The organism is Streptomyces sp. NPDC090106 (assembly GCF_044747265.1).
Classification (GTDB): Bacteria; Actinomycetota; Actinomycetes; order Streptomycetales; family Streptomycetaceae; genus Streptomyces.
The window spans coordinates 264,100-276,595 of record NZ_JBIVDS010000003.1; the positions used below are offsets into that span (position 1 = coordinate 264,100).

Genomic DNA, 12,496 nt, shown 5'->3' on the forward strand with positions numbered 1-12,496 from the left:
CGAGATCCGCCGCGGCAGACCTCCGCCGGCCGGCTCCTCCGCATGATCGATTACGCTCGGGGGAGTTCCACGACGCGAGCACAGGAGATGCCATGCCCCCGCACACCGACCAGGACAGCAGCACGGTGGAGGTCGTCGACGTGCCCGAGGCCTCGCGCTTCGAGGTGCGGATCGACGGGCGGCAGGTGGGCTTCGCGGAGTACATGCGCACGAACGAGCTGGTCGTCTACCCCCACACCGTCGTGGACCCCGCCTACAACGGCAGGGGCCTCGGCTCCGCCCTCGCGCGCGCCGTCCTGGACGACGCCCGCGAGCGGAAGCTGGCCGTGCTGGCCACCTGCCCCTTCATCGCGGCCTACCTCGCGCGGCACCCGGAGTACCACGACCTCGCCTACCAGAACCGCAGCAAGGTCGTCGACTGAGACGGGCCGCGCCGCGACGCCTGCCCGGCCATGGGCCCCTGCGTCCGTGCGCCGGGTCAGCGGGCGAACTTCGCCACGGCCTCCGGCGAGACGGGGGTGAAGAAGTTGACGAGGTTGCCGTCGGGGTCGCGGAACAGCAGTGACCTGTTGCCCCAGGGCATCGTGGTGGGCCCGGCGACGAACTCGCTGACGAGACCGGTCAGGTTCCGGTGGACGCGGTCCACGTCGTCGACGAGGAACTCGGTGATCACGCTGTGGTTGTCCGCGGGCCGGGCCGAGTCCGGAGCGAAGAGCGGGACCGTGCGGGTGCCGGCGATCGCGAGCGTGGCGCCCGCGGTCCTGAGCTCCGCGAAGTCCTCGGTGGCCCACGCCGCGACCGCCCCCGTGGCCCGCTCGTAGAACGCGACGAGGCGCGCCACGTCGCCGGTGATGATGCGGATCGAGACGAACTCCATGGGTATCTCCTTGGCCGTGCCGAGTGGGTGCACGTCGCAGGCTAGGAGAAATAGCGGACAGAACCGGTCCGGTATACGCGCTAGCCTGCGACCATGTCCCGACCGACCGGCCGCGTACTGACCCTCCTGGAGCTGCTCCAGTCCGGCGGCACCCGGACGGTGTCCGAACTCGCCGACCGGCTCGGCGTCGAAGGCCGCACCGTGCGCCGGTACGTCAACCAGCTGATCGACCTCGACGTGCCCGTGGAATCGGTCCGAGGCCGCTACGGCGGGTACCGGCTCGCCCCCGGGTACCGGCTGCCGCCGCTCATGCTCAGTGACGACGAGGCACTCGCCGTCCTGCTGGGACTGATCGCCGGACGCCGAGCGGGCCTGACGGCGGCGGAGCTCACGGCGAGCGAGACGGCGTCGGCGAAGATCCGGCGGGTGCTCCCGAAACACCTCGCCCGCCGGCTCGACGCCCTCCCCGAAGCCCTCTCCTTCACGGACCGGCCCGGCGGGGCGGCCACCCCGGACGCCGAGGTCCTGCTCACCCTCGCCGACGCGGTGCGCCACCACCGACCGGTCGCGATCCGCTACACCGACCGTGACGGACGGCCCAGCGAACGCACGCTGCACGCGTACGGCATCGTCGCCCACGCGGGCCGCTGGTACGTCACGGGCCGGGACGCCGGGACCGGCGAGGGCCGGACCTTCCGGCTGGACCGCGTCGCGGACGCCCGCACCCTGCCCGGCTCGTTCGAGGCGCCCGCGGATCCCGATCCGGCGCGGCGCGTGCTGGACGGGTTCGCCACCGCCGAGTACCGGCACGAGATCACCCTGCGGATCCAGGGGACGGCCGAACAGATCCGGGCCCACCTGCCCGCGAGCGTCGCGCGCCTCGCGCGGCCCGAGACGGCGGACGGCGAGGGCTGGCTCCAGGTCGACCTGCGGGCGGAGCGGCTCGACTGGCTGCCTCCGGTGCTCGCCGCGCTCGACCTGCCGTTCGTCGTCGAGCGCCCCGGCGAACTGCGCGACCTCGTCACCGCGCTCGCCGACCGGCTCAGGTCGTCCGCCGCGCGAACCCGCCCGTGCTGAGGGGGGCGACGGTCCCGGCCTCGTACCGCCGACAGCACGAGGCCGGGAGCCCACGCCCGGCATGCGGGCGTGACCGAGTCGCGGCGGAACCGACCTTCGCGCACGGCACGTTGCAACTCCGTTGCATGATCCGCGACCGGGTCACCGCCCCGCTCGCCCCGTCACCGTCCCGTGCACCACGTACGCGGCGGCCACGTCGAGCGCCGCGTGCCCGGTGGACTTGAAGACGGTCAGCGCCTCGGGGGAGCGGCGCCCCGTGGCCTCGCCCGCCAGGACCGAACCGAGGAGGGTGACCCGGCGTCCGGCCGGCAGCCCCTGCAACTCGTGGGCGCCGGAGGGCGGCGGGGTCGCGGCGGCGCCGGGCCACTCGGTGAAGAGGTCGGCGTCCCTGATGGTCCCGGCGTCGAGCTCGGGGCCGTGCGAGCCGCCGACGGAACTGACATGGGTCCCCGGGGCCAGCCAGGCGCGGCGGACGACCGGAGCGGTGGCGCCGGTGCAGCAGTAGACCGTCCCGGCCTCGCGCACGGCGCCCTCGATGTCGGGTGCCGCCTCGCCCCGGGGGTGCAGGGCGGCGGTGGTGCGGGTCGCCGCCGGGTCGCGGCCCGTGACGGTGACGGGCACACCGGGCCGCACCACGGCCAGCAGGGCGACCTGCGCACGGGCCTGCGCACCGGTGCCGACCACCACGACCGGGCCGGGCCCGGCGAGGGCCAGCGCGCTGTGCGTGGCGGACGCGGCGGTGCGCCAGGCCGTGATCGGCTCGGCGTCCAGGACCGCGAGGGGGCTGCCGTCCTCGGGGTCGAACAGGACGACCACCCCCTGATGGCTGCTGCGGCCGGGCCGTTCGGGGTCCTGGAACACGGACACGAGCTTCGCGGCCAGGCCGAGACCGGGGACGTATCCGGGCATGGCGCCGAGCAGGCCGTTCGGGGCGAAGGCCGCGGTCCGCGCCGGGGCGGACGCCCGGTCCTGCGCGACGGCGACGAGGGCGTCGGAGACGGCGGCCATCAGCCGGTCCGGGTCGAGGGCGGCGAGGGTCGCGGCCCGGTCGAGGACGAGGACGTCGCTCATGCCCGCACCTCCTGGTGCGATCCGGCGAGCAGGGCCGCCAGGGTGCCGGTGGCCGCGGCGAGGTCCGCGCGGAGCCGTTCGAGACGCTCGTCGTCGATCTCCGCCGACGGTCCGACGACGGTGAGCGCGCACACGGGCACTCCCTCGGCCGGTACGACGGCCCGGCTGACGGAGGCGACGAGCTGGTCGTTGCGTCCGTCCTCGGCCGCGAAACCGTCCGCCTCGGCGCGTGCGAGGTCGGCGAGGAGCCCCGTGGCGCCGTCGAGGGGATGACCGGCGTCGGAGGCCGCTTCGAGATAGGGGGTGCGGGCCTCCTGCGGCAGGGCGGCCACGAGGGCGAGCGGTCCGGCGAAGCGGTGCACGGACAGGGTCTCGTCGAGCAGGGTGCTGATCATCGCCAGCCGGTCGGGGCGTACGACGTCCACGACCCGGGCGCCGGTGGACTCCAGCACCTGGAGGTTGACCATCAGGCCGGTGCGTGCGGACAGGTCCTCCAGCACCGGGCGGGCCAGCGTGGTCAGCGAGTTGTGCGCCGCGCGGGCCGACAGGAGCAGGACGGCCGTGCCCGGCAGATAGCGGTCGTCCGCGCGCAGGACCCAGCCGCGGCGCACGAGGTCCACCAGGATCCGGTAGGCGGTGGCGCGGTGCAGGCCGACCGTCTCGGCGAGATCGGTGAGCCGGGGCGGTCGGGGGGCGCGGGCGACCGCCTCGACCAGGTCCAGCGCCTTGTCCACGGCCGTGCGCTGCGCTTGCGGCATCGAAACCCTTCCGGAGCGTCGGGCGAGCAGGGCCCGGTGGGGCGTGTGCACCGCCGGGATCCGGATGTAGGGTACCGGTTGTTTCGTTGAGCGAGAACGATGTTACCTAGAGCGTAACAAGGGAGCGGTGTTCATGACGAGCGACAGTGCGGGCGCGGCCATGCCGTACGCGCCGCCGGAGCGGGGCACGGGTCCGACGGTGGTCTACCGGGGCGTCACCCTGTTCGACGGGACGGGCAGCCCGCCGCGTGCCGGGATGTCGATCGTGGTGGACGGTCCCCTGATCCGCGCGGTCGTGACCGACGCCGAGGCCGAGGGTCTCACCGAGGGCGCCGAAGTGGTCGACCTCGCCGGGCACTTCGTCACCCCGGGGCTCATCGACTCCCACCAGCACCTCGCCACCCCGCCCGACCGGCCGGCCGCCGAGGCCGTGCTGGACCGGCTGGTGCACAGCGGTGTCACCGGCATCCGGGACATGGCCGACGACCTCCGTCAGATCGGCGACCTCGCCCGTGCCGTCCGCGTCGGCGAGATCGCCGGTCCCGACATCCACTACGCGGCCCTCATGGCGGGCCCCGGATTCTTCGACGACCCCCGCACCCACCAGGTCAGCCAGGGCGCGGTGGCCGGCCGGGTCCCCTGGATGCAGGCCGTCACCGACACCACCGACCTGCCGCTCGCGGTGGCCCTCGCGCGCGGGACGTACGCGTCCGCCATCAAGGTGTACGCCGATCTCGACGCCGGCCTCGTCGCGGCGATCACCGCCGAGGCGCACCGGCAGGGCATCGCCGTATGGGCGCACGCCGCCGTTTTCCCCGCCGCGCCGGGCGAGGTCGTCGACGCGGGCGTGGACGCGGTCTCGCATGTGTCCCTCCTCGCCCACGAGGCGGCGACGGGGCCGCTGACCTCGTACAGGAACAAGCCGCCCGTCGACCACGCGGCCCTGGTCACCGGTGAGGACGAGCGGCTGGAGAAGCTCTTCGCCCGGATGCGGGAGCGAGGCGTCGTCCTGGACGCGACCGCCGGCCTGTACGCCTCCCACGAGTTCGTGAGCGACGACCCCGAGGTCGCCGAACGCGCCGCCCGCAACACCGAGTTGGCGATCGCCCTGACGGCGCAGGCGTACCGGGCCGGAGTCGACGTCTCCACCGGCACCGACTACGAGACCCCGCCCCAGGAGCCGTTCCCCGCGCTCTACGAGGAACTCGCCTTCCTGGTACGGCGGTGCGGCATCCCCGAGTACGACGTCCTCAGGTCCGCGACCCTGATCGGCGCCCGCAGCGCCGGAGTGGCCGACCTGACCGGCAGCGTCGAACCGGGCAAACTCGCCGACCTCGCGGTCTTCACCGGCGACCCGCTCGCCGACATCGACGACCTGCGCACCGTCACCCTCACCGTCAAGCGGGGGCGCCGCTTCCCGCGCTCCGCCTACACCGCCGACCGCCTCCAGGAGAACCGATGACCGGCACGCCGATGATCGTCAACGCGCTGGGCCAGCTCGACAACCCCAACGACCCGCGGTCGCAGGCGGCGGCGAGCGAACTCAACGCCACCGGCGAACAGTTCACCATCGACGCGCGCACGCTCTCCGAGGCGCGCGCCTCCGGGATGACCGCCGTCAACATCACCCTGGGCTACGTCATGGGCGACCTCCCGCCCTACGAGCACACCCTCCACGAGATCGACGTCTGGGACGGCATCGTCGCCCGGCACCCCGGCGACCTGCTCAAGGTCACCTCCGTCGCCGACATCGAGACCGCCGCGCGCGACGGCCGCGTCGGCGTGATCTACGGCTTCCAGAACGCCGAGGCCGTCGGCGACGACATCGGCCGTGTCGCCGTCTTCGCCGAACGCGGCGTGCGTGTGGTGCAGTTGACGTACAACCAGGCCAACCACCTCGGCGGCGGTTCCATGGCGCCCGGCGACACCGCGCTCACCGGCTTCGGTCGCGAGGTGATCGACGCCCTCAACGACCACCACCTCATGGTCGACCTCTCCCACAGCGGCGAACGCACCTGCCTGGAGGCCACGCGCCACTCCGGCGTACCCGTCTCGATCAACCACACAGGATGCCGGGCGCTGACCGACCTGCCGCGCAACAAGACCGATGAGGAACTGCGGCTGGTCGCCTCCCGGGGCGGGTTCGTCGGCATCTACTTCATGCCGTTCCTGAGCCCCACCGGCCACGCGCGCGCCGCCGACGTCGTCGAGCACATCGTGCACGCCGTGAACGTCTGCGGGGAGGACCACGTCGGCATCGGCACCGACGGACCGGTCACCGCCATCGACGACCTCGACGCCTACCGGGCCCACCTCGCCGAGCACGTCGCCCGGCGCCGGCAGGCCGGGGTGTCCGCCGCGGGGGAACGCGAGGACACCTACCCCTTCGTCGTCGACCTGCGCGGCGTGGACCAGTTCCGGGAACTGATCCGCCTCCTGGAGCGGCGCGGCTTCTCCGCCGAACGGATCGAGAAGATCATGGGCCGCAACTTCGTCGACCACGCGCGCCGCGTTTGGTCGAGCTGACCTCCCGAGGCCGGGGGCGCGGGGGGTGCGCCGCGCCCCTACCCCCGGCCTCAGACCGTCCTGACCACGATGCCGGTCTCTCCGAGGGCGGTGAGTTCGGCCTCCGGGGCCGCGGTGTCCGTCACCAGGGTGTCGAGGTGGGGGACGGGGCAGACGTGGGCGTGGGCGGTGTGGCCGAGCTTGCCGCTGTCGGTCGCGGCGATCACGCGGCGTGCCGAGGCGATGGCCGCCTTCTTCACCGCCGCGTCGTCGAGGTCGTAGGCGGTCAGGCCCTGGTCCGCGCTGAGGCCGCAGCAGCCGATGACCGCGGTGTCGAAGCGCAGGGCCGCCAGCGAGGCGAGGGTGAGCGGGCCCGTGAGCGCTCCCTCGCCGGGGCGCGGGTGCCCGCCGGGCACGATGAGCGTGGTCGGGCCCGGTGTGTCGCTGAGGACATGGATGGCCTGCAAGGACAGGGGCATCACGGTGACCGGCCGCCCGCGCAGGAGTCCCGCGACCTCCAGACAGGTGGTGCCGCTGTCCAGGAGCACGGTCTCGCCGTCCTTGACCAAGGCGTTCACCTCGGCCGCGATGCGCTCCTTCGCCTCGGTCGCCTCATGGGCGCGGAGCATGAACGGCGGCTCCTCACCTCTGAGTTGAAGTGTGCGGGCGCCTCCGCGGACACGTTCGAGGACACCGTGGGCGGCGAGCACGTCGAGGTCGCGCCGGATGGTCATCTCCGATGCCCCGGTCAGTGAGGCGAGGTCGCCGACGGTGACCCGGCCGGAGTCCCTGACCGCCTGGGCGATCAGGCGATGACGGTCTGCGTTGCTCATACAGGGATTGAAGCACCTTCCGAACGAACATGAGATCTGTTCGAAAGCGACCTTTTCAAACAATCGACATGGTCGTTAAGGTGTTCGGCATGGCACCTTCGCTCCGCGCCGCCCGAGTGGCGACCTTCCTCTACTTCATCCTGAACGGCACGCTGCTCGGCATGTGGGTCGTGCAGATCCCCGCGATCGAGGAGCGCGTCGGCATCAGCCACGCCACCCTGGGCGGCCTCCTGGTGCTGCTCGGCGGCGGAGCGTTCGCGGGCATGCAGGTGGCAGGACCTCTCGTGGACCGCCTCGGCACACGCCTCGTGGTTCCCGTCGCCGGCGTGCTGTGCAGTGTGACGCTGGTCCTGCCCGGCCTGGCCCCGAACCCCTGGGCGCTGGGCGCCGCCCTGCTGGTCTTCGGGTTCGGCAACGGCTGCCTGGACGTGAGCATGAACGCGCACGCCGTGCACGTGGAGAAGGCGTACGCCAGACCCGTCATGTCGTCCTTCCACGCCACTTTCTCCGTCGGCGGTGTCCTCGCCGCTCTCGCCGGGGCCGCGGCCGCCGGCCTCGGGTTGTCCACGGCCGCGACGCTCGCCGTGGTGGCCGCGCTGGGGGTCGTGACGGCTCTGATGTCCGCGCGCAGCCTGCTGCCGTCCACTCCCGCGGTCCAGGAGAAGCAGGACGACGCCCCCGCCGTGGCCGCCAAGGGCGCTGCCCAGGCCCGGATCTGGGGCCTCGCCGCCCTGGCCCTGATGATCATGCTGTGCGAAGGCGCCGCCAACGACTGGAGCGCCCTGCACATGAAGACCGTCCTGGGCGCGCCCGAGGCCACCGCCGCCTTCGGCTACGGCGCCTTCGCCGCGGCCATGACCCTCGGCCGGCTGCTCGCGGACCGCCTCACCGCCCGGTTCGGTCCCATGGCGATCCTGCGCTACGGGTCGGCCATGGCCGCCGTCGGCATCACCGCCGTGGCCCTCATGCCCTGGCTGTGGGCCGCCTTCGCGGGATGGGCCCTGTTCGGCCTCGGCCTGTCGGGCTGCGTCCCCCAGCTCTTCAGCGCCGCCGGTCACGCCGACCCCGCCGCCGCGGGCGCCAACGTCTCCCGCGTGGCCGGTCTCGGCTACCTGGGCATGCTCGCCGGCCCCGCCGTGATCGGCTGGCTCACGCATCTGGTGCCCCTGAACGAGACGTTCCTGCTGCTGACCCTGCTGTGCGCGGTCGCCGCCGTGGCCGCGGGAGTCCTGCGCACCGACCGCACCGGCCGCGTCGACGAGCCCGCGCACAGCGGCACTTGACGACCCAGGTCCCGGCCGCGCGTCACCGTGAGGCATGCTGTACCGGGCCCCGCCCGGTGCCGTCCGCCTGAGAGGTCCGCCCCATGACCGCCCGCCTGTATGTCCGTTCCGGCCTCGACCCCGACGACCCGGACAGGGTCCTCGCCGTCCTCGTGGTCGATCCCGAGGGCACGCCCGCGGAGCGTGCCCTCGCCGCACTCGGCTCGTACTGCTACGAGGGCGACGGCGTGTTCTATCTCGTACGCACCGACGGCTGGGCCGAACGGACCCTCGACGAAGGTGAGTTGACCGTGGACATCGCGGTGTACCCCGTCCCGCTGCGGCAGGTGGACGTCGACCCCGAGGACTTCCCCGCCCGCTCGACCGTCGATCCGCAGGCCCTGCTGCTCCTCTCCGCCCGCACCCAGGTCGACCCCGAACTCGGCGCACGCATGGCCGAGGCGACGGCCGTCTTCACCGCGGCACCCGACGTGCCGCTCGACGACCTGCTCAAGGCCGACGACCAGTGGCCGATGCTGCTCGCGCCGCCCCCCGCGTACGGCTGACCGCACAGAGGCACGCACCGCTCGGAGCGGGCCGACCCCCTTCAGGAACACGGCGAGGCCGGTACGTCCCCACGGACGCACCGGCCTCACCGGGCAACTCGCGGAGCCCTACTCCGAGGCGGCCAACGAACGCACCGCCGCGACGAGTTCGGCGTTGTCCCGGGCGACCGTCCCGTCCGGCAGGAGGGTGTCGTCCTCGAAACCGATACGGACCTGGTGGCCGTCCGCGAGCGCGGCCCGCAGCACCGGCCAGGTGCTCGCCGCCTCGCCGTGGTACAGGATCGGGAGGGCGACACCGGCCGACCGGATCATCGCCGCCATCTCCCGGGCGTGGTCCACGGCCGTGTCCGGGTCCTCGTCCATCGGCTCGATCAGGATCCGCACATTGTCCGCGAGCGTCGGCGACGCCAGCAGCGCGGGCACGTCGTCCACGCTCCACACCGCGCTCTCCAGGACCATGCCCCGGGCCACGACCAGCGACGCCGTCTCCGTCGCGCCCTCCTCACAGAACGCGACCGACGCGAAGTCCGGCAGCACCTCCCAGGACTTGACCAGGTCGTAGCGCTCCTCGGGGCCCGAGCAGGTCCACAGCCCCGTCGTCGTCCCGACGACCGCGCCGGGCGCCGTCGAACGGACCGCGCGCAGCACCTCCGCGAGCGCGTCGGGCGCGATGGTCTGCCCGCCGTCGGGGGTACGGACGTGGAGGTGGACGACGTTGGCGCCGGCCGCGAGCACGGCCGCGGTGTCGACGGCTATCTGCTCCGCCGTCACGGGGACCGCCGGGTGCTCGGCACGGGACCGGCCGCCGTTGATGGCTGCCTTGAGGAACATGGGTGATTTTCCTTGGGGGTTGGGTGCGTGGGGCCCGGAACGGGCCCGGGTCACGCGGTGGTGGGGGAGGGGGTCCGGAGCTCGGCGAGGGTGCGCGTGGCTCCGGTGAGCGTGCCCAGGGCGTGCCCCCGGTGCAGCTCGGCGATGAGGTCCGGTTCCTCGGCGTCGTCGGCCAGCGCCTCGTCCACTACGGCGGCGAGCGCCGCGGCCGGGGCGATCAGCAGGCCGTTCTCGTCACCGAGGACCAGGTCGCCGGCGCGCACCGGGACGCCGCCGCAATGCACGGGCGCGCCCAGCGAGCCGTCGGCGATGCCGTGCAGCTTGGTCGTCAGCAGCGAGGTGCCGTACGCGTACACCGGCAGCCCCACCTCGCGCAGGGCGCCGATGTCGGTGCACACACCGTCCACCACGGCACCGGCCGCGCCCCGCGCCGCCAGCGCGTGCACGACGACCTCGCCGAGCGGCGCGTGCCGCCGGTCGCCGCCGCAGTCGACGACGACCACGTCACCCGGGCCGACGAGGCCCGCCGCGTGATGCAGCATCGTCGAGTCGGTGGCGGTGATCCGCACGGTGACGGCCCGGCCGACCATACGGCCCTCGCCCGTCACGCGCCGCAGCGCCGGATCGCAGAACCCCTCCTCCAGGTAGTGGCCGAGGGTGGGGAAGTCCACCCTCGCCAGGCGGGACGCCAACTCCTCGTCGAGGGGCGGGACGTCGGTCAGTTCACGGATGTCCAGGGGCATGGCGGGTCACCTCGGGCCGATGATGATGCGACGGTTGCGGAGCACGGGCAGCACCGTGCGGGCGCGGTCGATACGGTTCTTGTCCGCCTCGACGACGAACAGTGAGCGCTCCTCCTCGCCGAGCGCGGCACGCACCACGCCCAGCGGGTCGACGGCCATGCTCATCCCGATGCAGTCGGGCGTGGTCAGCGAGGACGCCACCACCCAGCAGGTGTTCTCGATCGCCCGGGTGCGCAGCAGCGTCGTCCAGTGGTCCTCCTTGAGCGGACCGCGGACCCACGCCGCCGACACCGACAGCAGGTCGGCGCCCATCTCGACCAGCGTCCTGGTGAACTCCGGGAAGCGCACGTCGTAGCAGTTGACCAGGCCGACGTTGAACTCGCCGATCCGGACCACGACCGGCCCCTCGTCACCGCGCTGGACCTCGCTGGACTCGCGGTAGTCGAAGGCGTCGTACAGGTGCATCTTGCGGTAGCGGCCGAGGAGTTCGCCCTCCGCGGAGACCGCCGCGATCGTGTTGTACGGCAGTGAGCCGCCGCTCGGCTCGTAGCCGCCGGCGATGACGGCGACGCCGTGTTCGGTGGCGATCCGGGAGAGCCCGGCGAGGAAGCCGGGCCAGTGGGCCTCGGCCGTGGCGTGCAGCGGCTTGCCCGCGGCCTCCGCGGGGATCATCGCCTCCTCGGGGAAGACGATGAGTTCCGCCCCCGCTGCTGCGGCCTCGGCGGTCATCGACGCGACGACCTCGAGGTTGGCGCCTATGTCGGCGGTGGGGGCGTACTGGGCGGCGGCGACCTTCACGGTCGTATCTCCTTGCTGGAACGGGTCGGTGCGGGATGCGGGTGCCGGGCGGGCGCGGTGCGGCGCGCCCGCCCCGGGGAGGGATGGGTCACTCGGCCAGGACCCGGGAGGCCTCGGGCCGCCAGTGCGCCCAGGCGGGGCCGCCGGCGGACAGGCCGGCCGTCGCGGAGGCGGAGGTCTCGGCGACGAAGGTCGAGCCGTCGGCCAGCGTGAGGTGGTGGCGTACGGCGTTGCCGAGGTACACGGACTGCTGGAGCGTGCCCTGGAGGACGGCGTGCCCGGAGGGCAGCAGGTTCTCGTCGGCGCACAGGTCGACGTTCTCCGGACGCACCGACAGATGCGCCTGCCCGGTGACGTCCGACCCGGCGACCGGGAGGACGCCGAGCCCGGTGACGTCGACGCTGCGGCCGTCGCACGTCCCGGTGAGGAAGTTGGAGGTGCCGATGAAGGAGGCGACGAACCGGCTCGCCGGCCGCTCGTAGACGCCCTCCGGGGTGTCGACCTGCACGACCTGTCCGCCGTTCATCACGGCGATCCGGTCGGACATGGTCAGCGCCTCCTCCTGGTCGTGGGTGACCGTCACGAAGGTCACCCCGACCTCGCGCTGGATCTTCTTCAGCTCCAGCTGCATCTCGGCGCGCAGCTTCTTGTCCAGGGCCCCCAGCGGCTCGTCGAGGAGCAGCAGCGAGGGCCGGGCGATCAGCGCGCGGGCGATGGCCACCCGCTGCCGCTGGCCGCCGGAGAGCTGGGAGACGGCTCGGTCCCCGTAGCCCTCCAGCCGGACCAGGGCGAGCGCCTCGGCGACCGCGCCCTTGATCTCGGCCTTCGGGCGCAGCTTGCGGACCTTCAGCTCGAACGCGACGTTGTCGGCGACGCTCAGGTGCGGGAAGAGGGCGTAGCTCTGGAAGAGCATGTTCAGGTCCCGCTTGTGCGCCGGCACGCCGGTCGCAGGGACCCCGCCGAGCTCCACCGTGCCCTCGGAGGGCTCCTCGAAGCCGGTGATCATCCGCATCAGGGTGGTCTTGCCGCAGCCGGACGGGCCGAGGATCGAGAAGAACTCGTTCTGCCGGATGTCGAGAGTGACGTCCCGCACCGCGTGCTGCGCTCCGAAGACCTTTCCGACGCCGGTGAGCCGGACCGCGGGGACCGCTTCCCCGGTTGTTTCGGTACTCATG

General features: G+C 73.1%; 14 protein-coding genes. 6 read left to right on the plus strand and 8 right to left on the minus strand.

Annotated elements, in window-relative coordinates; translation table 11 throughout:
• Window positions 1-92: 92 nt before the first annotated feature.
• On the plus strand, window positions 93-422 hold the full coding sequence (locus tag ACIPSE_RS11125) for a GNAT family N-acetyltransferase (protein WP_401660424.1): 330 nt from the start codon (window positions 93-95) through the stop codon (window positions 420-422).
• Window positions 423-478: 56 nt separating this feature from the next.
• On the opposite strand, the gene ACIPSE_RS11130 is transcribed toward ACIPSE_RS11125, so the two are convergent.
• On the minus strand, window positions 479-877 hold the full coding sequence (locus ACIPSE_RS11130; protein WP_401660427.1) for a VOC family protein: 399 nt from the start codon (window positions 875-877) through the stop codon (window positions 479-481).
• A gap of 93 nt (window positions 878-970) precedes the next feature.
• Between ACIPSE_RS11130 and ACIPSE_RS11135 the strand changes: the two genes are divergently transcribed.
• A complete protein-coding gene (locus ACIPSE_RS11135; protein WP_401660430.1) occupies window positions 971-1,954 on the plus strand; it encodes a helix-turn-helix transcriptional regulator in 984 nt (327 codons plus the stop codon).
• Window positions 1,955-2,095: 141 nt separating this feature from the next.
• Here ACIPSE_RS11135 and ACIPSE_RS11140 read toward each other — a convergent pair whose 3' ends face one another.
• Window positions 2,096-3,025 carry an ornithine cyclodeaminase family protein gene (locus ACIPSE_RS11140; protein WP_401660433.1) on the minus strand — a complete coding sequence of 310 codons (930 nt, stop codon included), beginning with the start codon at window positions 3,023-3,025 and terminating at the stop codon, window positions 2,096-2,098.
• Window positions 3,022-3,783, minus strand: coding sequence for an IclR family transcriptional regulator (locus ACIPSE_RS11145; protein ID WP_401660436.1), 762 nt, complete (start codon window positions 3,781-3,783; stop codon window positions 3,022-3,024). Before ACIPSE_RS11145 ends, ACIPSE_RS11140 begins: the two co-directional genes overlap by 4 nt.
• A gap of 133 nt (window positions 3,784-3,916) precedes the next feature.
• Between ACIPSE_RS11145 and ACIPSE_RS11150 the strand changes: the two genes are divergently transcribed.
• On the plus strand, window positions 3,917-5,245 hold the full coding sequence (locus ACIPSE_RS11150) for an amidohydrolase family protein (protein ID WP_401660439.1): 1,329 nt from the start codon (window positions 3,917-3,919) through the stop codon (window positions 5,243-5,245).
• Window positions 5,242-6,309, plus strand: a complete 1,068-nt coding sequence (locus tag ACIPSE_RS11155) for a dipeptidase (RefSeq protein ID WP_401660442.1) — start codon at window positions 5,242-5,244, stop codon at window positions 6,307-6,309. The genes ACIPSE_RS11150 and ACIPSE_RS11155 overlap by 4 nt, the downstream gene beginning before the upstream one ends.
• 50 nt (window positions 6,310-6,359) lie before the next feature.
• On the opposite strand, the gene ACIPSE_RS11160 is transcribed toward ACIPSE_RS11155, so the two are convergent.
• A complete protein-coding gene (locus ACIPSE_RS11160) occupies window positions 6,360-7,121 on the minus strand; it encodes a DeoR/GlpR family DNA-binding transcription regulator (RefSeq protein ID WP_401660445.1) in 762 nt (253 codons plus the stop codon).
• 89 nt (window positions 7,122-7,210) lie between these two features.
• Here ACIPSE_RS11160 and ACIPSE_RS11165 point away from each other — a divergent pair, with 89 nt between their 5' ends.
• Window positions 7,211-8,404 carry an MFS transporter gene (locus tag ACIPSE_RS11165; RefSeq protein WP_401660448.1) on the plus strand — a complete coding sequence of 398 codons (1,194 nt, stop codon included), beginning with the start codon at window positions 7,211-7,213 and terminating at the stop codon, window positions 8,402-8,404.
• A gap of 83 nt (window positions 8,405-8,487) precedes the next feature.
• Complete coding sequence (locus tag ACIPSE_RS11170) at window positions 8,488-8,949, plus strand: hypothetical protein (protein WP_401660451.1); 462 nt, start codon at window positions 8,488-8,490, stop codon at window positions 8,947-8,949.
• Between the two features lie 108 nt (window positions 8,950-9,057).
• Here ACIPSE_RS11170 and ACIPSE_RS11175 read toward each other — a convergent pair whose 3' ends face one another.
• The 4 genes from ACIPSE_RS11175 to ACIPSE_RS11190 all read right to left on the minus strand — a co-directional run bounded on the left by ACIPSE_RS11175 (window position 9,058) and on the right by ACIPSE_RS11190 (window position 12,495).
• Window positions 9,058-9,780: a 3-keto-5-aminohexanoate cleavage protein gene (locus tag ACIPSE_RS11175; protein ID WP_401660454.1), complete on the minus strand. Its 723-nt coding sequence runs from the start codon at window positions 9,778-9,780 to the stop codon at window positions 9,058-9,060.
• Window positions 9,781-9,830: 50 nt separating this feature from the next.
• The gene (locus ACIPSE_RS11180) at window positions 9,831-10,523 is read right to left on the minus strand and encodes an RraA family protein (RefSeq protein WP_401660456.1); all 693 of its coding nucleotides are present in this window, start codon (window positions 10,521-10,523) and stop codon (window positions 9,831-9,833) included.
• Window positions 10,524-10,529: 6 nt separating this feature from the next.
• Window positions 10,530-11,321: a carbon-nitrogen hydrolase family protein gene (locus ACIPSE_RS11185; RefSeq protein WP_401660459.1), complete on the minus strand. Its 792-nt coding sequence runs from the start codon at window positions 11,319-11,321 to the stop codon at window positions 10,530-10,532.
• Between the two features lie 88 nt (window positions 11,322-11,409).
• Entirely contained in the window at window positions 11,410-12,495 is a 1,086-nt protein-coding gene (locus ACIPSE_RS11190) for an ABC transporter ATP-binding protein (protein WP_401660462.1), read from the minus strand.
• Between the last annotated feature and the right edge of the window lies 1 nt (window position 12,496).